Origin of the sequence: Micromonospora sp. NPDC049366, assembly GCF_044466625.1 — a bacterium.
GTDB lineage: Bacteria > Actinomycetota > Actinomycetes > Mycobacteriales > Micromonosporaceae > Micromonospora.
Genome location: NZ_JBITMV010000010.1, coordinates 43901 through 66194, shown reverse-complemented (window position 1 = coordinate 66194; position 22294 = coordinate 43901). Strand labels below are relative to the sequence as shown.

The window sequence follows — 22294 nt, the reverse complement described above, 5'->3', positions numbered from 1 at the left end:
CGACCAAGGCTAGCCCGTGCCCGCCTTGTAGCCCACGCCCCGCACCGTCAGGATGATTTCCGGCCGCTCCGGATCCGGTTCGATCTTGGCCCGGAGCCGCTGCACGTGCACGTTGACCAGCCGCGTGTCAGCCGCGTGCCGGTAGCCCCAGACCTGCTCCAGCAGGACCTCCCGGGTGAAGACCTGACGCGGCTTGCGGGCGAGCGCGACCAGCAGGTCGAACTCCAGCGGCGTCAGCTTCACCTCCTCGCCGTCGCGGCTGACGGTGTGGGCCGGGACGTCGATGCTGATCTGGTTGCCGGGCGGTCCGATGGTCAGCATCTCGGGGGCCACGTCCTCGCCCCGCCGCAGCCGCGCCCGCATCCGGGCGACCAGCTCCTTCGGCTTGAAGGGCTTGACCACGTAGTCGTCGGCCCCGGACTCCAGACCGAGCACCACGTCCACCGTGTCGCTTTTCGCGGTCAGCATGACGATCGGCACGCCGGACTCGGCGCGGATGGCCCGGGCCACGTCGATACCGCTCATTCCGGGCAGCATCAGGTCGAGTAGGACGATGTCTGGTCGATTGTCACGGAAGGCGGCCAGTGCTCGTTCCCCGTCGGCGACGAAGGACGGCAGGAAGCCTTCGCTGCGCAGCACGATGCCGAGCATCTCGGCGAGCGCGGGGTCGTCGTCGACCACCAGTACCCGGGCTCTCATGGGATTAATTTTCCATCCCCATTCACAATTGTGGGACCGGCCTCAGCCGGCACGGTACCGCCGCCGGCAAGCTTGCCACAGCCGCCGGTCCCGCCGGGCGATCGCGCGCCGTCGCCCACCTGGGGGTCCACCCACGCGCGTCGGGCGTGACACCATGATCCCCGCGGGCGCCGTCGGGCGCCACCGTCGCTCGTCCCCAGGAGTACGCGTGCCAGACGCCGGCCCGGTCGCCGTGCTTCCGCGCCGCCCACTCACCGTGGGCGAGCTGCTGGACTCGGCCATCCTGCTGCTGCGCCAGCACGCCCTGGTGCTGGTGCCGCTCGCCGCCGCGCTGGCCGCCGCCGAGCAACTCCTGCTGCTGCCGCTGCGCGCGGCCGCCGACACCACACCGCCGATCTGGTGGCTGGCCGACGGGCGGTTCGCCGCGTACTGGCTGCTGCTGGCCGTCGGCGCGGCCACCGAAGCGATGATCATCGCGCTGCTCGGCAACCCGGCCGCCCGGGCCGCGGGAGCCGCCCTGCTCGGGCGTACGCCCCGGGCCCGCGACCTGCTGCGACCCGGCGCCGCGCGGTGGGGCGCCACGCTGGCGCTGGCGCTGGTCGCCGGTGCGGTGATGTTCACCGCCGCGCTGTTCGGTCCGGCCTGGTTCGTGGGCTTCGCCCTGCTCGGCGCGATCGTGCCGGTGCTGGTGGTCGATCGGGCGCCGGCCTCCCGTGCCCTGCCGCGCGCCGCCGGCCTGGCCGTCCGTGGCGGCGCGCGCGCCAGTCTCGTCCGGCTGCTCGGCTACCTCAGCTGGTGGATCCTGCGGGTCGGGCTGGCGTCCGGGGCGATCTTCGGGTTGGCCGCCCTCGACCTCCTCGGCCCCGCCTTCGACGTGCCGGTCGCGCTGGTGGTCTGGGCCGCGGTGAACACCGTCGCCTATCCCGCGCTCGCCTGCCTCGACGCGGTGCTGCACCTGGAGACCCGGATGCGCACCGAGGGTCTGGACATCCTGCTCTCCCGCGTGCCGGCCGGCACCGACCCGGCGCTGCTGGCGGCGGACCGATGAGCTTCAGCCGGTGGTGGACCGAGACCGTCGCCGCGCTCGGCGACCACGTCCCGTTGCCGCTGCTCGCCCTGCTGCTGGTGGTGGCCGCTGCGCTGACCGGGCTGGCCTGGTACACGTTTCCGGCCTGGGTGCCGCGGCGCCTGCCCCGGTTCCGGCTGCGCCGCCCCCGGCTCCCCCGGCTCCGCCGCCGCCGGCGGCCCGCGCCCGAGCCAGCTCCGCCGGCCGACCCGGCGCCGGAGGCGCCCACCCCGACCGCGCCGGCCGCCGCATACCTCTCCCTCGCCGACCGTCTCGCCGGCGAGGGCCGCTACGCCGAGGCCGTCCGGGAACGACTGCGTGCCATGATCGCCGAGCTGGTCGCCCACCAGGTGGTCCCCCGGCAGCCCGGGCTCACCGTGCGCGAGGTCGCCACGACCGCGGCGCGCAACCGGCCGGCCACCGGCCCGACCGTCGCCGCGGCCGGCGAGATCTTCGCGGAGCTCTGGTATGCCCAGCGGCCCGCCTCCGCGAACCACGACCAGCGGATGCGGGACCTCGCCGCCGACCTGCGCCGCCTGCTCGCCGACCCGACCGCCCCGACACCGGACGGCCCGGCGCCCGCCCCGGCCGTCGTCGTCCCGCAGCAGGCCGCAGGCCGGGAGGACCGACCGTGACCGCCGCAGCCCCGACGGCCCGCGCGGGCGCCACGCCCGGTCCAGACCGCCCCGCCGTCGCCCGCCCGGCCCGGCGCCGGCGCTGGCACCGGCTGGTCATTCCGTTCGGGCTGGTCGCCACGCTGATCGTCACCAGCCTGGTCACCCGGGCGGTGGACCGGGCCGACCCGGGCAGCCCCGGCTACCTCTCCCCCGTCCAGACCGGGGAGCACGGCGGCAGCCGGCTGGCCGAGGCCCTGCGCGAGCGGGGCGTGACCGTGCAGCGGGAGACCGACTACACGAAGGCCCTGCTGGCCACCCGCGCGGGACCGGCCACCCTCTTCGTGCCCGCGCCCGGCCAGCTGCACCCGGACGTCGTGGGCGCCCTCAACGGGCTGCCCGCGAACACCCGGCTGGTGCTGGTGGACCCGTCCCGGCCGGTGCTGAGCCGGGTGGGGCTGCCGCTGACCCGGGCGGAGCGGCGTTGGGCGGCCCGCGCGGTCGGCCCGCAGACCGACGGGCGGCCGTGCCCGCTGCCCGAGCTGGAGACGGTCCGCCGGGCGGCGGTGGAGCGCCAGCGGTACGCGTCCGACGCCCCGACCGTCGACCTCTGCTTCTCCGCCGGCGTGGCCCGGCTGGCCGGCTCGTCCGAGACCGTCGTCGTCGGGGCGGACGACCCGTTCCGCAACGACCGGATCGACGAGCATGACAACCGTCCGCTGGCCGTGGGCCTGCTCGGCGTACGCGGTCGGGTCATCTGGCTCGACCTTCGCCGCCCGGTCCCGGGACCCGGCGGCAACACGCCCGCCGAGCAGCCGGGCTCCGACGGCCCGGGCGACGACGACGGTGCCGGCGACGACGGCCGGTCGGACGGCGGCGACGGAACGCCCGACGCGCCGACCAACGCCGACGGGTCGTCCGGTCGGGGCGACCGGGACCGCAGCTCGGCGGACAGGCCCGACCGGGACACGCCGAACCCGCTCTGGGACGCCTTCCCGCTCTGGTTCTGGGCGCTGCTGACCCAGCTCGTGCTGGTCCTGCTGCTGGCCGCGCTGTGGCGGGCCCGCCGGCTCGGGCCGCCCGCACCGGAGCCACTGCCGGTGACCGTACGATCCGCCGAGACCGTGCTCGGTCGGGCCCAGCTCTACCGGCGCGCGGGTGCCCGCGGCCCGGCCGCCCGGACGCTGCGCGCCGCCACCCTCACCCGCGTGCTGCCTCGGCTGAACCTGCCGGCCGACGCCCCGCCCGACCGGGTGGCCGCCGCCGTGGCGGCCCGCACCGGCGAGGGCCCGGGGCCGACCGAGGAGCTGCTGTACGGCGGCGACCCGGCCACCGACCAGGAGCTCCTGGACCTGGCCCGGGCGCTGGACCGGATCACCCGTACCGTCGCGGAGGCACCGCCCGGCACCGACCCGACCGAAGGAGGACCCCGGTGAGCCGACCCACCGGAACCACCGAGCTGCCGACCACCGGCCCCGACGACGCCCGCGCCGCCCTGCACCGGCTGCGGACGGAGGTCGGCAAGGCGGTCGTCGGCCAGGACTCCGTGGTCACCGGCCTGGTGATCGCCCTACTCTGCCGCGGGCACGTGCTGCTGGAGGGCGTGCCGGGGGTGGCGAAGACGCTGCTCATCCGCACCGTGGCCACCGCGCTGGAGCTGGACTCCAAGCGGGTGCAGTTCACCCCGGACCTGATGCCCGGCGACGTCACCGGCTCGCTGATCTTCGACCCGCGCACCGCCGCGTTCACCTTCCGCGAGGGCCCGGTCTTCACCAACCTGCTGCTCGCCGACGAGATCAACCGGACCCCGCCGAAGACCCAGTCGGCGCTGCTGGAGGTGATGGAGGAGCGGCAGGTCTCGGTGGAGGGCGCCCGGCGTCCGCTGCCCGACCCGTTCATCGTCGCCGCCACCCAGAACCCGGTCGAGTACGAGGGCACCTACCCGCTCCCCGAGGCGCAGCTGGACCGGTTCCTGCTCAAGCTCACGGTGCCGCTGCCCAACCGGGACGAGGAGCTGGGTGTGCTCCGCGCCCACCACGCCGGCTTCGACCCGCGGGACCTCACGGCGGCCGGCGTGCAGCCGGTGGCGAGCGCGGCCGACCTGGCCGCCGCCCGGGCGGCGGTCGGCCGGGTCCACGTGGCCGAGCCGCTCCTCGGCTACATCGTGGACCTGTGCCGGGCCACCCGTGGCACCCCCGCCCTGGAGCTCGGCGCCTCGCCGCGCGGCGCCACCGCCCTGCTCGGCACCGCGAAGGCGTGGGCCTGGCTGGCCGGCCGCGACCACGTGATCCCGGACGACGTGAAGGCGGTGGCCCGCCCGACCCTGCGGCACCGGCTGCGGCTGCGTCCCGAGGTCGAACTGGAGGGCGTGGGGGTCGACGCGGTGCTGGACACCGTGCTCGCCACCGTGCCGACGCCGCGATGACCTGGCGGGCGGCGCTGCTGCTGGCGGTCGGGGCGCTGACCCTGCCGCTGTGGCCGTCGCCGTTCGCCGGCGTGCTGGTGATGACCGGCGCGGTGCTGGCCCTGGTGCTGGTGGACCGCCTGCTGGCCGTCTCACCCCGCGATCTCGTCGCGGACCGGGAGGGCGACCGTGCGGTCCGGCTCGGCGGCACCGCCACCGTCGCGCTCCGGCTCACCAACACCTCCGGGCGTACGCTGCGCGCCCAGGTGCGGGACGCGTGGGTGCCGTCGGCCGGTGCCGTCGCGGACACGCCGCCCCGGCGGCTGCTCACCGTCGAGCCGGGCGACTCGGTGCTGCTGCCCAGCCGGCTGACCCCCACCCGACGGGGTGACCGGCCCGCCGTCGCGCTGACCGTACGCTCCTACGGGCCGCTGCGGCTCGCGTTCCGGCAGCGCGCCGGGCGGCCCGCCACGCCACCGTGGACGCTGCGAGTGCTGCCCCGCTTCGACTCCCGCCGGCACCTGCCGGAGAAGTTGGCCCGGCTGCGGGTGATCGACGGCCTCCAGGTCACCCGGGGGCGCGGGCAGGGCACCGAGTTCGACACGCTGCGCGAGTACGTGGTCGGCGACGACGTCCGGTCGATCGACTGGCGGGCCAGCGCCCGGCAGTCGGACGTGCTGGTGCGTACGTGGCGGCCGGAGCGGGACCGGCGGCTCGTGTGCGTGCTCGACACCGGGCGCACCTCCGCCGTACGTGTCGGCGACGAGCCCCGGCTGGACACGGCGATCGACGCGGCGCTGCTGCTCACCGCACTGGCCTCCCGCGCGGGTGACCGGGTCGACCTGCTGGCCGCGGACACGGCGGTCCGGGCCACGGTCACCGGCACCGGTCGGCCGGCGCTGCTGCCCCGCCTGGTGCACGCGCTCGCCCCGCTCCAGCCGGCGATGGTGGAGACGGACTTCGAGCTGATCGCCGGTGAGGTGCTGCGCCGGCAGCGGCAGCGCAGCCTGGTGGTGCTCTTCACCGCCCTGGAGGCGGGCGCGCTCGGTGAGGGGCTGCTGCCGGTGCTGCCCCGGCTGGCGGCACGTCACCGGGTGCTGATCGCGGCGACCCACGACCCGGTGCTGTCGGCGTTGACGACCCGCACCCCGGCCCGGGTGGAGGACGCGTACGCGGCGGCGGCCGGCTGGCGCGCGCTGGCCGAGCGGGACCGGATCCGAGCCGCGCTGAGCCGGCACGGGGTCACGGTGGTCGACGCCCCGGCCGGCGCCCTGGCGACGACCCTCGCCGACGCCTACCTACGCCTGAAGTCCCACGCTCAACTCTGACCCCCGCGCCCTGCCCCTGGACCCGGGTTGATCATGAAGTCATCGCTCGCCACCTCGGGTGTCGCGGCGATAACTTCATGATCAACGGGGTCAGGGTCAGAGGCCGGTTCGGGGGTGGGGGTGGGCGGGTGGGTGGCCTGGTGGCCCAGGACCAGGACGTACGCCAGGAAGGCCAGCCAGACCCCGGCGCCGATGCCGACGCGCAGCGCGACCGGCACCGGGGCCGGCGTCACGAACGCCTCGACCAGGGCGGAGACCGCGAAGAGTCCGACCAGGCCCAGGGCGACCAGGATCGCGGACCGCCCCGCCCGGGCGACCGCCTGCCCACGCGTCAGGTCGACCGGCGGCGCTATCCACGCCCACGCCGTACGCAGCCCCACCCCGGCGGCCACGAAGACGCCGGTCAGCTCCAGCAGCCCGTGCGGGGTGATCAGTCCGAAGAAGACGTCCGCCCGGTCGTAGGAGACCATCACCCCGCCGACCACGCCGATGTTGAGCGCGTTCTGCCACAGCAGGTAGAGCACCGGCACGATCAGCACGCCGGCGGCCAGGCACTGGGCGGCGACCCACGCGTTGTGCGTCCAGAGGTGGAACGCGAACGTGGGTGCGGAGGACTCGGTGTAGTAGCCGGCGAAGCCCGACTCCGCCAGATCGGCCGCGGCGTCCTCGCCGATGAACGCGGCGGCGGTGTCGGGGTTGCCGGCGACGAACCAGATCAGGAAGAAGCTGAGCAGGGTGAATCCGCTCGCCACCCCGCACCACCAGGGCCACGCCCGGTAGACGGCGCCGGGGAAGCCGACCAGGAGGAAGCGGGTGACCGTCGCCACGGACGCGCGGGGCCGACCGGTGAGCCGGGCCCGGGCCCGCAGCACCAGGTGGGAGAGCTGGCTGACCAGCGCCGGATCCGGCGACCGGCTGCGCAGCGTGGAGAGCTGGGTGGCCGTCCGCTGGTAGAGCGCGACCAGCTCGTCGATCTCGGCCGCGTCGAGGTGGCGGCGCCGGCACAGCTGCTCGAGCCGCCGCCACTGACCGCCGTGCTCCGCGACGTACGCGTCGAGATCCACGCCCCACCCCCGTCCCGGCGATCATAGTGTTCACTGTCGGGGTGACCGCGCAACCACCGTCGCCGGCAGCGACCCGGCCGACCGCCCGTACGCTCCCCTGGAGCGACGCCGGGCTGGTCAGCGGCGAGGCCGTGGAGTTGGACGTCCGGGTCGCCCGCCTCGGCTCCCGGGTGCTCGCCCTGCTGGTGGACGTGCTCTGCCAGCTCATGGTCGCGCTGGGGTTGGCGATGCTGGTCGGGCTGGTTCTCTCCGCCCTGCCGATCGGCGTGGTCGACGCGGCGCTCAACGGCGCGACGGCCACGGTCTCGACGATCCTCGTGCTGGTCGGCTATCCGGTCCTCTGGGAGCGGTTCAACGACGGCCGTACCCCGGGCAAGCTGGCCGTGGGGTTGCGGGTGGTCAGCGTCGACGGCGGGCCGGTCGGGCTGCGCCAGTCGCTGACCCGCGCCCTGGTCGGGGTCGCCGTGGAGTGGCCCGGCCTGGTGCTGCCCCTGCTGAGCTGGGTCGCCGGGGTGACGGTGATGCTGACCGACCGGCGCGGTCGGCGGCTCGGTGACCTGGTCGCCGGCACGCTGGTCATCCACACCCGCGCGGCGGCGCTGTGGCGACCGGTCCCGACCGCGGTGCCGCCGCTGGTCGGCTGGGCGTACACGCTGGACCTCAGCCGGCTCGACGACGGCCTGGCCCTGGCCGCGCGGCAATACCTGGCGCGCGTCCACCAGCTCGCCGAGCCCGCCCGCGCGCGGCTGGGTCGCGGCCTGTGGGCCGAGGTGGCGGCGGTGATCACCCCACCCCCGCCGCTGACCGCCCCGGACACCGTCTACCTGGCCGCGGTCCTCGGCGAGCGGCACCGCCGGGCGCTGCACCGCATCCACCGTGACCGGGCGGTCACGGCGGCGCTGTGGCCGGAGCTGTCGCCCACCCCGCCGGTCGAGGCGATCCGTCCGGCCGCTCCGGAGGTCACGGCCGTGACCCGGCCGCCGTCCCCGCAGGCCCCGCCGGGCCCACCGCTGCTGCGCCCGGCGGCGGCGCCGAGCGAGGCCGACCCTCCGGTGGTACGCCCACACGCGTGACCGCCCGCTCTCCGGCCGGCTGACGGCTCACCCGAAGAGCGAACGCCCCCAGTGGTCGCCGCCGTCGCGGACGCCGGGCGGACAGGCGAAGAGGCCGCTGGAGACGTGCCGCAGATACTCGTTCATGACGTCGTGCCGGGCCAGCTGGGTCTGGATCGGCACGAACTGTTTGCGCGGGTCTCGCTGGTAGGCGATGAAGAACAGTCCGGCGTCCAGCCGGCCCAGGCCGTCCGAGCCGTCCACGAAGTTGTAGCCCCGGCGCAGCAGCCGGGCACCGCCGTTGCGGGTGGGGTGGGCGAGGGTGACGTGCGCGTGCTCGGGGATGCGGGGCCGGCCGTCGTCGCCGCGCGCCGCGAAGTCCGGCTCGTCGAACTCGTCGCCCTGCCCGAGCGGGGCGCCGCTGCCCTTGGTCCGCCCGACGATCTCCTCCTGCTCGCCGAGCGGGGTCCGGTCCCACGTCTCGATCAGCATTCGGATCTTGCGCGTGACCAGGTACGTCCCGCCGGTCATCCAGTCCGCCCCGTCACCGGGCTGCACCCAGAGCTGGTCGCGCAGCAGGTCGGCGTCCTCGGCCTTCAGGTTGGCCGTGCCGTCCTTGAACCCGAACAGGTTGCGCGGGGTGGCCTGCTCCCGCGAGGTGGACGAGGTACGGCCGAAGCCCAGCTGGGACCAGCGGACACTGACCACGCCCATGCCGAGTCGGGCCAGGTTGCGGATGGCGTGCACCGCCACCTGCGGATCGTTGGCGCAAGCCTGGACGCACAGGTCCCCGCCGGAGATCTGCGGCTGGAGCGCGTCGCCGGGGAAGCGCGGCAGGTCGGCGAGGGCGGTCGGCCGGCGGTCGGCGATGCCGAACCGGTCCCGGCCGTCGGCGTCGCGGAACAGGGTCGGCCCGAAGCCGATGGTCAGGGTGAGCTGCGACGGGGGCAACCCCAGCGCCTCGCCGGTGTCGTCCGGCGGGGCCTCGGGCATGCCGCCGACGGCGCCGAGGACCCCGGCGTCCCGGCCGGCGGTCATCCGCGCGGCGGCGGCCGTCCACTCCTGGAGCAGCTCGACCAGCCGGGCCCGGTCCTTGGTGATCACGTCGAACGCGACGAAGTGCAGTCGGTCCTGGGCGGGTGTGACGATCCCGGCCTGGTGTTCGCCGTGGAACGGCACGGCCCCGGCGGCGTGGTCGCTCGCCGCGGCGTGGTCCCCGGAGCCGCGCAGCAGCGCCCCCGCACCGACGGCCACTCCGGCGGCGCCGGCCACCCCGGCGCCGGCGAGCGTGATCGCTCGGCGCCGGGAAACCCCGCTTCCGCTCATCGGCTCCCCCTGACCCGGTTCATCGGGCGACGACCGCGGCGACCTTGCTGATCGGCTCGGCGAGCGCGTTGATGCCATCGGACAGCTCCTTGAGCTCCGTCTTGCTCAGCGCGGTGTGCAGCTTCCAGCCGTCACCGTCACGGTGCTTGCCGAGCAGCGCCTCGACGTTGGCGAACTCGGTGTCGAGCTGCTTCACCAGGTCGGGTGAGCGCTGCTCCAGCGCGGGGCGGAGCGCGGCGACGGCGGCCTTCGAGCCCTCCAGGTTGGCGCTGAAGTCCCAGAGGTCGGTGTGGGAGTAGCGGTCCTCCTCACCGGTGATCTTCCCGCTGGCGACCTCGTCGAGCAGCTCCTTGGCGCCGTTGGCGAGCTGGAGCGGGGAGAGCTTCTCGGCGTTGGCCTTGGCCACGATCTCCTTGACGTCGGTCAGCAGCCGGTCGGCGATCGGACCGTCCTTGCTGAGGTCGCCGGTCGTCCACAGGTCCTTCTCGATGCGGTGGAAGCCGGTGAACTCCATCCCCTCCTCGATGACCTCCTCGCGGCCGTCGATCTTGGGGTCGAGGTCGCCGAAGATCTCCGCGACCGGTTCGATCCGCTCCCAGTAGGTGCGGGCGACCGGGTAGAGGGCCTTGGCCTTCGTCACGTCCCCGCCCTTGACGGCGGTGACGAACTCCTCGGTCTTCTCCAGCAGCGCCGCCGTCTGGCTCTGCACGTAGCGCTGGTAGTTCTCGGTGGCGCCGGCGAGCGCGGCGTCGTCGGTCAGCGGTGCGGCCGACCCGCTGACCTTCAGCGCGCCCCGGATGCCCTTCCCGCTCATTCCCGGCTTGCAGGCCGTCTCGTACGTGCCGGCGGGCAGCTCGACGCGCAGCTCACGGCTGAGCCCGGGGGCGATGTTCTCGACCTCGCCCATCACCCGGTCGCCGCTGGCGTAGACGTAGAACTCGGTCACCTTCGCGCCGGAGTTGGTGATCTTGAAAGTGGCCGTACCCGCGTTCAGGTCGGTGTCGGCCACCTCGCAGGCGGTGTCGTTGGCCTCGACCACGATCGGTCCGCCGGCGGTCGCCGCGTCCTTCGCATCGGGGTCGGAGCACCCGGCCACGCCGGCCGCGGCCAGCACGCCGGCGGCGGCCAGCGCCAGGTAACCGGTGGTACGCATCTGAGCAGGTCTCCTCGTCGGTTCAGGCACGCTGCGGCGCGGCCGTCGGGTCGGTGCCGACCTCGGTCCGGCCCGCCTCGGGCGCGGCCTTCTCGGCGGTGGTCGGCGTCGCGGTGCGACGCGCGGGGAGCAGGAAGAGCACCAGGACGGGCACGGCGTACGCGACCCAGGCGATCATCTCCAGCACCGTCGGCGCGGGGGTGATGTTGAACATCCCGGCGAGCAGGGCGGCGTACCAGGTGCTGGGGTCGAGCGTCCCGGTGATGTCGAAGGCCAGGTTGTTCAGGCCGGGCAGGACGCCCGCCTCCTGGAAGTCGTGCACGCCGTACTTGAGGATGCCGGCGGCGACGAGGATCAGCAGGGCGCCGGTCCAGGTGAAGAAGCGGGTCAGGTTGATCTTCAACGCGCTGGCGTAGAGCAGCGCGCCGATGACCACGGAGGTGACGACACCACCGATGAGTGCCAGCAGCGGGCCGGTGTCGCCCGCGGCGCCCTGGGCCGCCGAGTAGAAGATGAGGGCGGTCTCCAGCCCTTCGCGGATCACCGCGAGGAAGGCCATGCCGGCCACCGCGAGGGAACCGACGGCCAGCGCCTCGGTCAGCCTGCCGCGCAACTCCTTGGCGATGGTCCGCGCCGCCCGACGCATCCAGAAGATCATCCAGGTCACGAAGACCACCGCCGCGACGGACGTCACCGCCTCGAACAGTTCACGGTCCTCGGAGCGGGCCAGCAGAGTGGTCGAGGTGTACTCGATCAGCCAGCCGAAGAGCACCGACAGCGCCACCGCGAGCGCGACACCCGCCCACACCTGGGGCAGCCGGTCCCGGCGCTGCGACTTCACGAGGAACGCGACCAGGATGCTGACCACGAGGGTCGCTTCCAGGCCCTCGCGCAGGCCGATCAGATAGGTGGCGAACATCCGGGCTCCGGGTGGTTAGGCACGCCTCAGCTTACTTAGGGCAGGCATACCTTGCTCCTGTTCCGTGGGCCCGTCAAGTTGTTCAGGGCAACACCACACCGACGCGTCCCTGCCCACGGCGGCTGTGGCAGGATCCGGCACATCCCCACGGCAGACAGGACGACCGGTGCCCGATCACCTGTTCACCCCCGCCAACCCCCAGCGCGCGCCCGGACCGCGACCGTGAAGGGCTTCGGGCCCTGGCTGGCGGTGCTGGCCCTGGTGCTCCTGCTGAGCGCGCTGCGGCTGCGCCCCCTGGCGACGGCCGTCTCCCTCGCCTGGCTGGCCTGGTGCGTCTGGACCTGGGTACGGCCCAGGCGGCCCCGCCGCGACTGAGGCACCGGCGCCCCGCCGCGACGGAGACGCCGGCCGGGCTACGACGCCGGCCGTGACGAGCACGGCCGGGCGGGCCCAGAACGAGAACGGGCCGGCCGCGATGCGCGGCCGGCCCGTTTCCCTGCTCGTGATCAGTAGCGATAGTGCTCGGGCTTGAACGGCCCCTCCACCGGCACGCCCAGGTAGGCGGCCTGCTCCTTGCTGAGCGTCGACAGCTTGGCGCCGAGGGCGCCCAGGTGCAGCCGAGCGACCTTCTCGTCCAGGTGCTTGGGCAGCACGTAGACGCCGATCGGGTACTCCTCGGTCTTCGTGAAGAGCTCGATCTGGGCGATGGTCTGGTTGGAGAACGAGTTCGACATCACGAAGCTCGGGTGCCCGGTGGCGTTGCCCAGGTTCAGCAGACGACCCTCGGAGAGCACGATGATCGCGTGCCCGTCGTCGAAGCGCCACAGGTCGACCTGCGGCTTGATGTTCTCCCGGGTCACGTCCGAACGCTTCGCCAGACCGGCCATGTCGATCTCGTTGTCGAAGTGGCCGATGTTGCCGACGATGGCCTGGTGCTTCATCCGGGCCATGTGCTCGTGGGTGATGACGTTGAAGCAGCCGGTCGCGGTCACGAAGATGTCGGCCTGCTCGACCACGTCGTCCAGGGTGGCCACCTGGTAGCCGTCCATCGCCGCCTGGAGGGCGCAGATCGGGTCCACCTCGGTCACCACGACCCGGGCGCCCTGCCCGCGCAGCGACTCGGCGCAGCCCTTGCCCACGTCGCCGTAGCCCATGACCACGGCCATCTTGCCGCCGATCAGGACGTCGGTGGCCCGGTTGATGCCGTCGATGAGCGAGTGGCGGCACCCGTACTTGTTGTCGAACTTGCTCTTCGTCACCGAGTCGTTGACGTTGATGGCCGGGAAGAGCAGGGTGCCCTCCCGCTGCATCTCATAGAGCCGGTGCACGCCGGTGGTGGTCTCCTCGGTGACGCCCTTGATGTCGGCGGCGATCCGGGTCCACCGCTGCGCGTCCTCGGCGAGCGAGCGGTGCAGCAGGCCGAGGATGACCGCGTACTCCTCGGAGTCGGCGGACTCGACCGGCGGCACGACACCGGCCTTCTCGAACTCGGCACCCTTGTGCACGAGCAGCGTGGCGTCGCCGCCGTCGTCGAGGATCATGTTCGGGCCGTGCCCGTCGGGCCAGGTGAGCACCTGCTCGGTGCACCACCAGTACTCCTCCAGGCTCTCGCCCTTCCAGGCGTAGACCGGCACGCCGGCCGGAGCCTCGGGGGTGCCCTCCGGGCCGACGACGATCGCCGCGGCCGCGTGGTCCTGGGTGGAGAAGATGTTGCAGGACGCCCAGCGGACCTGCGCGCCGAGCGCGACCAGGGTCTCGATCAGGACGGCCGTCTGGATGGTCATGTGCAGCGAGCCGGTGATCCGGGCCCCCGCCAGCGGCTGCGCCTGGGCGAACTCGCGACGGATCGCCATCAGGCCGGGCATCTCGTGCTCGGCGAGCGTGATCTCCTTGCGCCCGAACTCGGCGAGCGACAGATCCGCCACCTTGAAGTCGCCCTCGGCGACGGTGCTCGGCCGGACCTCGGACGGCGTACCGCTGGACGCCGGGAGGGTGCTGGTCATGAAAGCTCCTGTCGGACGATTGTGCTGCGCGACCCTCCACCTTACGCGCGCTCGGCGGCGGCGACCGGCCGGCCGTCGATGCGGGAACCGGAGGCGGACAGCGCACGGGGCGGTCGGTCGCGAACGGACTTTCCGCTCACCACTCGGCCGCCCCGTGCATCCCCCCGGTTTGGTTCCCCGCGCGTTCTCGGACCGTCGTCGCGATAACGCTGCGTACTCATAGGGTCACACTGGGCGAGCCCCGCGTCAAGCTATTTCGGGAAAGTCGGACTTGCTCCAGCTGCGGGAGTGGGCCGGCACCCGCGCTCGAACGGAAACCCGCCCGCCGCTGCCCGGCCCACCCTTCGCTGCCCGGCCCCCCTTTCGCCGCCCGGCCCGCCGCAGCGGGATCAGGCGACGGCGCAGGAGGCGACGTACGCCGTGCCCGACCCGCCGATCCGCAGCGGCCCGGCGTCGGCCCGGCCGATCGCGGCCTGACCGGCGGCCAGGGACAGCGGGCCGGTCCCGTCATCCACGCTGACCGAGCCCGTCACGCAGAGCGCCACCCGCGGACCGTCGACCGACAGCTCCGCCGTGGGCAGCTCGGCGCCCACCGTGACCCGGTGCAGCACGAAATCGTCGACCGGCACCTGCCAGCGGTCCACCCCCGGGCCCAGTCGCTGCGCCGACCACACCGGCTCGTCGAGCACCTCGAAGCGCAACACCCGCAGCAACTCGTCGACGTCCACCCGCTTCGGGGTCAGGCCGCCGCGCAACACGTTGTCGCTCGCCGCCATGATCTCCACACCGGTGCCGCGCAGGTAGGCGTGCAGGTTGCCGGCCGGCATCCAGATCGCGTCACCGGGCTCCAGCCGCACGTGGTGCAGCAGCAGCGCGACCAGCACCCCCGGATCGGCCGGGTAGGTGCCGGCCAGGTCGCGGGCGAGAGCGGCGTCCGGGCCCTCGGCGGGCGCCTTCACCACGGCCGTCACCAGTTCGGCCCGCTCGTCCTGCGGCCAGGTCAACAGGGTCCGCACGGCCGTACGCAGACCCGACACCCCGCTCGCCAACGCGCCGACCACCGGCTCCAGCTCGGGCAGGCCGAACGCGGCGAGGGCCGCGGCCGACTGCGCCGGGTCCCGGAATCCGCACAGCGCCTCGAACGGTGAGAGCGCGACCAGCAGTTCGGGCTTGTGGTACGGGTCGACGTAGTTGCGCTGCTCCGCCGGACGCTCCGCGTCGCTCGCGTACCCGGCCCGGGCCTGCTTCGCGTCCGGGTGGGCCTGCAGGCTCAACGGCGCGTCGGCGGCCAGCACCTTGAGCAGGAACGGCAGCCGCGAGCCGAACCGGTTGACGACCGGCCGGCCGAGCCACGGCTCCGGCTCGGCGGCCAGCACGTCGGTGAGGCGTACGCGCGTGCCGTCGCGCTCGACCATGGCCGGCGCGGCCGGGTGCGCCCCGAGCCACAGCTCCGCCTCCGCGCCGGCGCTCGGCACCGGCCGCCCCTGCAACGCCGCGATGGCGGAGCGGGAGCCCCAGGCGTAGTCCCGGATCGGCCCGTACAGCGGTTCCATTCGTCAGCTCCCGGGCCGCTCGGCGGCCTCGTCGTCGGCTTGCGGGGCGGCGGTGGGCGCGGCGGCCCCGGTGCCCGCCGTCGCGGCGGCGACGCTGTAGATGTCGGGCTCGATGTAGATGACCCGGGCGATCGGCACCGCTGCGCGGATGCGCGCCTCGACCGCGTTGATGCCGCGGGCCAGCTCCTCGGCGCTCTCGCAGGCCGGCACGCCGACCTTCGCGGCCACCATCAGCTCCTCCGGGCCGAGGTAGAGCGTCTTCATGTGGATGATCCGCTCGACCTCGGGACCGCTGGTCACGGCCCGCTCGATGGCGGCCAGGTCCGCCGCCTCGGCGCCCTCGCCGAGCAGCAGGCTCTTGGTCTCGATCGCGAGGACGACGGCGATGGTCACCAGCAGGATGCCGATCATCGCGGTGCCGAGGGCGTCCCACTCACCGTTGCCGGTCGCCAGCGTCATGCCGACGCCGAAGAGCGCGAAGATCAGACCGAGCAGGGCACCGAAGTCCTCCAGCAGCACCACCGGCAGCTCGGGGGCCTTGGCCCGGCGGATGAAGCGCACCCAGGACTGATTGCCGCGGATCTGGTTGGACTCCTTGATGGCCGTCCGGAACGAGAACGACTCCAGGAGGATGGCGATCACCAGCACGGTCACCGGCACCCACTGGTGGTCGTTGATGCCCTCCTTGTCGTGCCACTTGTGGTACGCCTCGTAGAGCGCGAACAAGCCACCCAGGGAGAAGAGCACGATGGAGACGATGAACGCGTAGATGTAGCGCTCCCGGCCGTAGCCGAAGGGGTGCTCCGGCGTCGCGGCCCGCTTGGCCCGCCTGCCGCCGAGCAGCAGCAGCCCCTGGTTGCCGGAGTCGGCGACCGAGTGGATCGACTCGGCGAGCATCGACGACGAGCCCGTCAGCAGGAACGCGACGAACTTGGTGATGGCGATGCCGACGTTGGCCAGCAGTGCGGCGATGATCGCCCGGGTACCACCGTTGGCGCTCACGCCCGCGCTCCGCTCCGCCGCACGCCACGGCCCCGTCCGGGCAGCGCGCCCCGCCGGCTACGTCCGTTCACTGGTTCGACAGCTCCTTCATCTCGGTGATGGCGGGCACCGCCATCGGGTCCAGACCGTGGGCCAGCGCAAGGTAGATCGAGGCGAAGTCGGGGACCGCGACCAGCGAGGCGAGCCGCTCCAGCGCGGAGCCACCCTCGGCGGTCACCACGTCGCAGCGCACCCCCCGACGCTCAGCCAGCGTCTGCACGGCGTCCGCGCGGCGCTCCTCGACGGCGAGCGGCTCGTCGGCGTCGTCCTCCGGGTTCAGGCCGCCGTCGCGCAGCAGCACCAGCCGCAGCCGGGTCGAGTCGACGTCCGCGTCGTCCGGGTCGGCGAAGATGTCCCGCTCTCCCTCCGCGAGGCCACCGAAGACGCCGTCGAGCAGGCCCACCCGACCCCGGCCGGCCTCACCCAGGGCACCCGTCACGACGGGATAGCGGGCGTTGGCCGACAGGGTGTCGCCGAAGCGACGCGCGGCGACGGTCGCCAGCGGCGACGAACCCCAGACGATCGGGATCGAGCCGGCCAGGCCCAGCGCCAGCGACTTCGCCGGGTTGACGAAGGACTCGGCGGTGGGCCGGCTGCGGTCGGCGTCCGCGTCGAGCCGGGCCGCGGTCTCGGCCAGGTCCGCCTCGTTGACCTTCACGAGCCCGAGCGTACGGGCGGCGAGCAGCACCGGCACGGTGAGCGCCCAGAGACTGGCGCGGGCCGGGGCGCGCCGCGGCACCGGGATGAACGGCGCCCGGGCCCGCTCGGCGACCGACTGGAGCTGCGAGTCGGGCGCACCGACCGCCACCAGCCGGGCACCACGGCGGTGCGCGGCCTCGGCGGCGCCCAACGCCTCCGGGCTTCGGCCGGACGCGCTGACCGCGATGACCACGTCGGCGGCCCCCACCCAGCCCGGCACACCCGCGCTGCGGTGCGGGATGACCGGCACCGGGCAACGCGGACCGGCGACCGTGGCGAGCACGTCACCCGTACGCCCGGCGGTGCCGATGCCGGCGATCACGACGGCCCGCGGCCGCCCGTCGTCGGCGAGCACGGACAGGTTCGCCTCGGCGGCGAGCGCGGCCGACTCGCGGACCTGCGCACCGGCGGAGGCGGTGTGCCGCAGCATGCCCCCCGGGTCGCGCTCGGCGAGCGCGTCGGGGTTGTCGAGCAGCGCCTCGTCGGCGTCGCGGTGACCGCTGACGCCGGCCGTTCCGTCGATCACGACTGGCGCTCCGGACCGCCGCGCGCCTCGTCCAGCAGCAGCACCGGCACGTCGTCGCGGACCTCGAAGATCCGGCCGCACTCCGTGCAGGTCAGCGTCTGCTCCTGCGCGTCGTAGTCGAGCGGCGCGTGGTGTGTGTCCGGGCAGGCCAGGATCTCGAGCAACTGCGGGTCCAGGGCCACGGCGTGGCTCCTTCCACGTGTGCGGCTTCACCGGGTCGGCGGTGCCGACCGGCGCAGGCGATCTTATCGGCGAACGCGGTCGAGCACCTCGTCGCGCAGCGAGATCATTCGCGCGCGGGTGGGTGCCTCGACGTTGAGACGCAGCAACGGCTCGGTGTTCGACGCGCGCAGGTTGAACCAGGCGCCGTCGGGGAAGCTCAGGGTCAGCCCGTCCAGCTCGTCGGCCTCGGCGTCCGGATAGGCCGCCCGCACGTCGAGCATGGCGCCCCGCTGGTCGGCGACCGTCGAGTTGATCTCGCCGGATGCGACGTACCGCTCGTACTCGGCGGCCAGCACCGACAGCGGCTGCGACTGCTCGCCGAGCGCGGCCAGGGTGTGCATCGCGGCGAGCATGCCGGTGTCGGCGAACCAGAAGTCACGGAAGTAGTAGTGCGCGGAGTGCTCGCCGCCGAAGATCGCGTTGGTGCGCGCCATCTCCGCCTTGATGAACGAGTGCCCCACGCGGGCGACCACCGGCTCCCCGCCGTGCTCGCGGATGATCTCCGGAACCGCGTGCGAGGTGATGATGCCGTGGATGACCGTGGAGCCGGGGTGCTTGGCCAACTCCCGGGCGGCGACCAGCGCGGTGATCGCCGAGGGCGAGACGGGCTCGCCCCGCTCGTCCACCACGAAGCAGCGGTCCGCGTCGCCGTCGAAGGCCAGCCCGATCTCGGCGCCGTGCTCGACCACCGCCCGCTGGAGGTCCACCAGGTTGGCCGGGTCCAGCGGGTTGGCCTCGTGGTTGGGGAAGGTGCCGTCCAGTTCGAAGTAGAGCGGCACGATCTCCAGCGGCAGCGGCGACAGCGCGGCATCACCGAGCACGGTCGGCACCGTGTGACCGGCCATCCCGTTGCCGGCGTCCACCACCACGCGCAGCGGGCGGATGTCCGACAGGTCGACCAGCTTCCGCAGGTACGCCGCGTAGTCGGCCAGCATGTCCCGCTGCTGCGCCGGCTCGGTCGGCTGACCCGCGGGCCGGGACTCACCCTTGTCCAGCAGCGCCTGCGCCCGGTCACGGATCTCGGCGAGCCCGCTGTCCTGCCCGATGGGGCGAGCGCCGGCCCGGCACATCTTGATCCCGTTGTACTGGGCCGGGTTGTGGCTGGCCGTGAACATCGCCCCGGGCAGGTCGAGCGAGCCGGAGGCGAAGTAGAGCATGTCGGTGGAGGCGAGCCCGATCTCGATGACCGAGCGGCCCTCGGCGCGCACCCCGGCGGCGAAGGCGGCGGCCAGGGCGGGCGAGGTGGGCCGCATGTCGTACGCGACGACGACCGCGTCACCCGGCTCGTCGGTGGCGTTCAGGAACTGGGTGAGAGCGGCACCGAGCGCCTCGGCGACCCGCTCGTCCCACTGGTCCGGCACCGTCCCTCGGACGTCGTAGGCCTTCACGATCTGGGACAGATCAGACACCGGATCCACTCCTTGGCAGCAGGTCGTCACGCACCCTGAGCGTATCGGAGGGTTCCCGGCGCTCCTCGCTCACTCGGGGAGCCGCGGCATGATCACCGTGTGCTCCCCCGGCGGCACGTCCGGCTGCCCGGGCGTCGTGGAGCCGGGCGCGGCCGGGGCCGTCCACTGTCCCGGCGGCAGGGGCCGAGTCTCGTCCGGGCCGGGCGTGGCCGGGGCGGAGTTGGCCGGGGCGGCCCACTGTCCCGACGGCGGCAGGGGGCGGGTCTGGTCCGGCGCGGGCGCCGCGGGGCGCGCCCCGTAGACACCGCCGGCCGGCCGCTGCTGCGGCGCGCCGTACGTGCCACCGGCCGGCGGCTGGCCGTACATCTGACCAGGGGCCGCGGGCGGTCCGCCGGCGGAGCGGTAGGTGGTGCCACCGGCGTTGCCCGGCAGCGGCCCGACGGGCTCGCCGCCGGTTGCCTTGTCCGCCCGGGACCGACGGATGAGCAGCCCGATCAGCAGCGCTCCGAGTGCCACCAGACCGAGGCCGACGAACATGATGGGCGACAGCCCGGACGATTCGGTGGCGGCGGCGGCCACGTCGCTCGGCGCGACCGGGGCCGTCGGCGTCTGGTCGGTCTCGGCGGCGGTGGCGACCTCGGTCTCCACGACGGTGGGTGTGGGCGAGGGCGTCTCCGAGGGCGTCGGGGACGCGGACGCGCGCCCACCGACCACCCGGGAGGCGTCGCTTCCCCGACCGAGCAAATGGTCGAGCGCGTCCGTGGCCGCCCCGACCACGGTCAGCCGGCCGTTCGGCGCCTCGGGCGCGAAGGCCACCCGGTAGCGCACGGTGATGCCCTTGCCCTTGCAGAGGTTCGGCTTCGCCGGCGAGGTCGGCGACGTGACCAGGGCGCCGTCGCCACCGCCCAGCGGGACGGGGAACCACTGCCGGCCGTAGCTGACCTGCACGGTCACCTGATCAGCGCGCAGACCCGACAGGCGCAGCCCCAGCGTCGTACGCAGCTGCACGCAGCCGTCGCTGCGCTTGCGTACCTCGACGTTGACGCCCTCCGGCGACCCACCGGCGTCGAAGGTGCTGGCCGCACGCACCCGCACCGAGTCGTCATCGGCCTGCGCGGGCGACGCGCCGAGCGCGACCAGGCCGCCCAGCAGCGCGCAGACGGTCGCGAGCCGTGCCGCTTGCCGACGTACTGTCATGATCACCTCGCCGCATCTCCCCGGGTTCGGGGTCGGCGGTCAGGCTACTACCGCCCCACCGGCCCCGCCGGTCATAGAGCGCCCCGGATGTGTGGTGCATTACGCCCCGCGCGTTGCTGGCCTCGCAGTTCCACAGGCCCTCGGCACCGCCCGCCAGCCCGTCCCCGGCCCCGGTCCGCGCCCAGGTCGGGCCGGCCCGAACCGGCACGAACCGTCGGCGTGGGCCTGACCCCGCGCGGGCCCGACCCCGCGCGGGCCCGACGCCCTGTGGGCCGAACCAGCGCGGCGCGACCGTCGCGAGCCGAACCCGTCGCGGTCCGAGCCGGCGTGGCACCTAACCGTCGTGGCTCGCAGCAGCGCGGGCCAACGCGTCCCGGGAGCGGCGGTCGGCGGCGCGGGTGGTTTCCGGCAGCCGGTGACGTGGCGTCAGCGCCAGCACCTGGGCGGTGGCGTTGTCCAGGCTCATCCGGTGACCGACGCTGACGAAGACCGGCTTCACCCCGTCTCGGGTACGCACCACCCGACCCACCACCTCGTCGCCGTCCCGCAGCTCCGACCAGGCGCCCCGCCGCTCATCGGGCGGCGTCCACTCCCCGATCAGCGGGGTCTTCCCCACCCCGATCGCCGGCAGGCCGGTCACCACCCCGAGGTGACAGGCGAGCCCGAACCGGCGCGGGTGCGCCAGCCCGTGCCCGTCGCAGACCAGCAGGTCGGGCCGGGTGCTCAGCCGATCGAGGGCGGCGAGCAGAGCGGGCAGCTCACGGAACGCGAAGAGCCCCGGCACATACCCGAAGGCGGGCCGCCCGACGCTGACCGCCTCGTCCACCACCGTCAGGGTCCGTGCGTCGAGCACCGTGACGGCCGCCGCGAGAAGATCACCACTTTCGGCGTACGCCACATCGAGGCCGGCCACCGTCGCCGGCTCGGCGGGACCGGGCCCGACCAGGTCGACCCGCGACCGCAGCTCCTCCTGCACGGCCACCGCCTCCGCGATGGTGCGCGGCGTGCCGCTGCCTCGATCCACCCGACCCCGCTCTTGATCCACTCGGCGTCCCTCAAGGCGGGCCGACCCCGCGCCCGCGACACCCCGACAGCCAGGAACTCGAGTGGATCACGCCACGCCCCAGTCGGGCCACCCCCGGTCATACCCCGGCACGGGTCGCCCTGCCCGGGTTCCCCGCTCGCCGGGCCGCCGGGCCGGGCGGGATTCGATGTTCGTTCAGGGTCGCGGCGGGATTCGATGTTCGTTCAGGGTCGCGGACCGCCAGAGTTACCGGATCCGGGCCGCCCACACCGGCCGGCGGTCGGCGTCCATCGCCGTGGGTGCGTTTGTTGTTGCCGGGGCGACAACAAACGCACCCACTCCCGACGGTGCCGAACGCCGAGTCACCGCGCTACTGCCCGACGCGGCCGTCGATGAGTTCGCGGAGCAGATCGGCGTGGCCGTTGTGGCGGGCGTACTCCTCGATCATGTGCACCAGCAGCTCACGCAGCGAGATCGTCTCGCCGTCGCCCATGGTCCCCGTGGTGCCGAGGTCGGGTATGGCGTCGACCAGCCGCTCGGCGAACTCCACCTCCGCGCGCCAGGTCCGCCACGCCTCGGCGACCACATCCGGATCGGCCACCGCCCCGTTGAAGTCCTCGTCCGGGTCGGCCTCCGTCCGGTAGAGCCTCGGCGCGTCCTCCCCGGCCATCGTCCGCCGGAACCAACCCCGTTCCACCTCGGCCAGGTGCCGCACCAGACCGATCAACGACATCGTCGACGGCGGTACGGCCCGACGGGCCAACTGCTCAGCGTTCAGGTCGGCGCATTTCAGCTGCAGAGTGAGTCGCTGGTCGCGCAGGTACTCGACGAGCACCGTCCGCTCGTCATCGAAGCCACCCTCGGAGCGCGGGTCGTCCTCGGGATGGACGAACATGTTCGACCAGGCGAATCCGCCGGCGGGCTTACCGTCGGCGAGCTCGTCGGCGGAGGGGACAGCGGCAGAATCAGTCATACGGCGACCCTGGCCGAGGTCG

21 protein-coding genes are annotated in these 22294 nt (G+C 73.9%); 7 read left to right on the top strand and 14 right to left on the bottom strand.

Features of this window, described 5'->3' with window-relative positions; genetic code table 11:
* Window positions 1–9: 9 nt before the first annotated feature.
* Window positions 10–699 (bottom strand): MtrAB system response regulator MtrA, encoded by a 690-nt coding sequence (gene mtrA, locus ACIBTV_RS16050; protein WP_091591928.1) that lies wholly within the window; start codon window positions 697–699, stop codon window positions 10–12.
* Between the two features lie 208 nt (window positions 700–907).
* On the opposite strand from mtrA, the gene ACIBTV_RS16045 reads away from it, so the two are divergent.
* The 5 genes from ACIBTV_RS16045 to ACIBTV_RS16025 are packed head-to-tail and all read left to right on the top strand — an operon-like array spanning window position 908 to window position 6111.
* Entirely contained in the window at window positions 908–1747 is an 840-nt protein-coding gene (locus ACIBTV_RS16045) for a hypothetical protein (protein WP_396705482.1), read from the top strand.
* Complete coding sequence (locus ACIBTV_RS16040) at window positions 1744–2400, top strand: DUF4129 domain-containing protein (protein WP_396705480.1); 657 nt, start codon at window positions 1744–1746, stop codon at window positions 2398–2400. Before ACIBTV_RS16045 ends, ACIBTV_RS16040 begins: the two co-directional genes overlap by 4 nt.
* The gene (locus ACIBTV_RS16035; RefSeq protein ID WP_396705478.1) at window positions 2397–3815 is read left to right on the top strand and encodes a DUF4350 domain-containing protein; all 1419 of its coding nucleotides are present in this window, start codon (window positions 2397–2399) and stop codon (window positions 3813–3815) included. The genes ACIBTV_RS16040 and ACIBTV_RS16035 overlap by 4 nt, the downstream gene beginning before the upstream one ends.
* Window positions 3812–4804 carry an AAA family ATPase gene (locus ACIBTV_RS16030; protein ID WP_396705476.1) on the top strand — a complete coding sequence of 331 codons (993 nt, stop codon included), beginning with the start codon at window positions 3812–3814 and terminating at the stop codon, window positions 4802–4804. The genes ACIBTV_RS16035 and ACIBTV_RS16030 overlap by 4 nt, the downstream gene beginning before the upstream one ends.
* On the top strand, window positions 4801–6111 hold the full coding sequence (locus tag ACIBTV_RS16025; RefSeq protein WP_396705474.1) for a DUF58 domain-containing protein: 1311 nt from the start codon (window positions 4801–4803) through the stop codon (window positions 6109–6111). The genes ACIBTV_RS16030 and ACIBTV_RS16025 overlap by 4 nt, the downstream gene beginning before the upstream one ends.
* Here the strand turns inward: ACIBTV_RS16025 and ACIBTV_RS16020 are convergent.
* Window positions 6102–7175: a stage II sporulation protein M gene (locus ACIBTV_RS16020; protein ID WP_396705472.1), complete on the bottom strand. Its 1074-nt coding sequence runs from the start codon at window positions 7173–7175 to the stop codon at window positions 6102–6104. The genes ACIBTV_RS16025 and ACIBTV_RS16020 overlap by 10 nt on opposite strands.
* 41 nt (window positions 7176–7216) lie before the next feature.
* Between ACIBTV_RS16020 and ACIBTV_RS16015 the strand changes: the two genes are divergently transcribed.
* The gene (locus tag ACIBTV_RS16015) at window positions 7217–8248 is read left to right on the top strand and encodes an RDD family protein (protein WP_396705470.1); all 1032 of its coding nucleotides are present in this window, start codon (window positions 7217–7219) and stop codon (window positions 8246–8248) included.
* Window positions 8249–8275: 27 nt separating this feature from the next.
* On the opposite strand, the gene efeB is transcribed toward ACIBTV_RS16015, so the two are convergent.
* From efeB to efeU, 3 genes are read right to left on the bottom strand one after another with little or no spacing between them, the layout of a single operon-like run.
* Entirely contained in the window at window positions 8276–9553 is a 1278-nt protein-coding gene (efeB, locus tag ACIBTV_RS16010; RefSeq protein WP_396705469.1) for an iron uptake transporter deferrochelatase/peroxidase subunit, read from the bottom strand.
* Window positions 9554–9572: 19 nt separating this feature from the next.
* Entirely contained in the window at window positions 9573–10706 is a 1134-nt protein-coding gene (gene efeO / locus ACIBTV_RS16005; RefSeq protein ID WP_396705467.1) for an iron uptake system protein EfeO, read from the bottom strand.
* Window positions 10707–10728: 22 nt separating this feature from the next.
* Entirely contained in the window at window positions 10729–11625 is an 897-nt protein-coding gene (gene efeU / locus ACIBTV_RS16000) for an iron uptake transporter permease EfeU (RefSeq protein WP_396705465.1), read from the bottom strand.
* Between the two features lie 222 nt (window positions 11626–11847).
* On the opposite strand from efeU, the gene ACIBTV_RS15995 reads away from it, so the two are divergent.
* A complete protein-coding gene (locus ACIBTV_RS15995) occupies window positions 11848–12000 on the top strand; it encodes a hypothetical protein (RefSeq protein WP_396705463.1) in 153 nt (50 codons plus the stop codon).
* Between the two features lie 131 nt (window positions 12001–12131).
* On the opposite strand, the gene ahcY is transcribed toward ACIBTV_RS15995, so the two are convergent.
* The 9 genes from ahcY to ACIBTV_RS15950 form a co-directional block, all read right to left on the bottom strand.
* Complete coding sequence (gene ahcY, locus ACIBTV_RS15990) at window positions 12132–13628, bottom strand: adenosylhomocysteinase (RefSeq protein ID WP_396705461.1); 1497 nt, start codon at window positions 13626–13628, stop codon at window positions 12132–12134.
* A 389-nt stretch (window positions 13629–14017) separates the two neighbouring features.
* Complete coding sequence (gene manA / locus ACIBTV_RS15985; RefSeq protein WP_396705460.1) at window positions 14018–15181, bottom strand: mannose-6-phosphate isomerase, class I; 1164 nt, start codon at window positions 15179–15181, stop codon at window positions 14018–14020.
* A gap of 3 nt (window positions 15182–15184) precedes the next feature.
* Window positions 15185–16183, bottom strand: coding sequence for a cation diffusion facilitator family transporter (locus ACIBTV_RS15980; protein ID WP_396705458.1), 999 nt, complete (start codon window positions 16181–16183; stop codon window positions 15185–15187).
* Window positions 16184–16250: 67 nt separating this feature from the next.
* Entirely contained in the window at window positions 16251–17447 is a 1197-nt protein-coding gene (locus tag ACIBTV_RS15975) for an SIS domain-containing protein (RefSeq protein ID WP_396705456.1), read from the bottom strand.
* Window positions 17444–17629 (bottom strand): Trm112 family protein, encoded by a 186-nt coding sequence (locus ACIBTV_RS15970; protein WP_396705454.1) that lies wholly within the window; start codon window positions 17627–17629, stop codon window positions 17444–17446. Before ACIBTV_RS15970 ends, ACIBTV_RS15975 begins: the two co-directional genes overlap by 4 nt.
* A 63-nt stretch (window positions 17630–17692) precedes the next feature.
* Window positions 17693–19078, bottom strand: coding sequence for a phosphomannomutase/phosphoglucomutase (locus ACIBTV_RS15965; protein ID WP_396705452.1), 1386 nt, complete (start codon window positions 19076–19078; stop codon window positions 17693–17695).
* A gap of 69 nt (window positions 19079–19147) precedes the next feature.
* Window positions 19148–20275: a hypothetical protein gene (locus ACIBTV_RS15960; protein WP_396705450.1), complete on the bottom strand. Its 1128-nt coding sequence runs from the start codon at window positions 20273–20275 to the stop codon at window positions 19148–19150.
* Between the two features lie 334 nt (window positions 20276–20609).
* Window positions 20610–21320: a deoxyribonuclease V gene (gene nfi / locus ACIBTV_RS15955; protein ID WP_396705448.1), complete on the bottom strand. Its 711-nt coding sequence runs from the start codon at window positions 21318–21320 to the stop codon at window positions 20610–20612.
* Window positions 21321–21669: 349 nt separating this feature from the next.
* A complete protein-coding gene (locus tag ACIBTV_RS15950; RefSeq protein ID WP_396705446.1) occupies window positions 21670–22272 on the bottom strand; it encodes a DinB family protein in 603 nt (200 codons plus the stop codon).
* Between the last annotated feature and the right edge of the window lie 22 nt (window positions 22273–22294).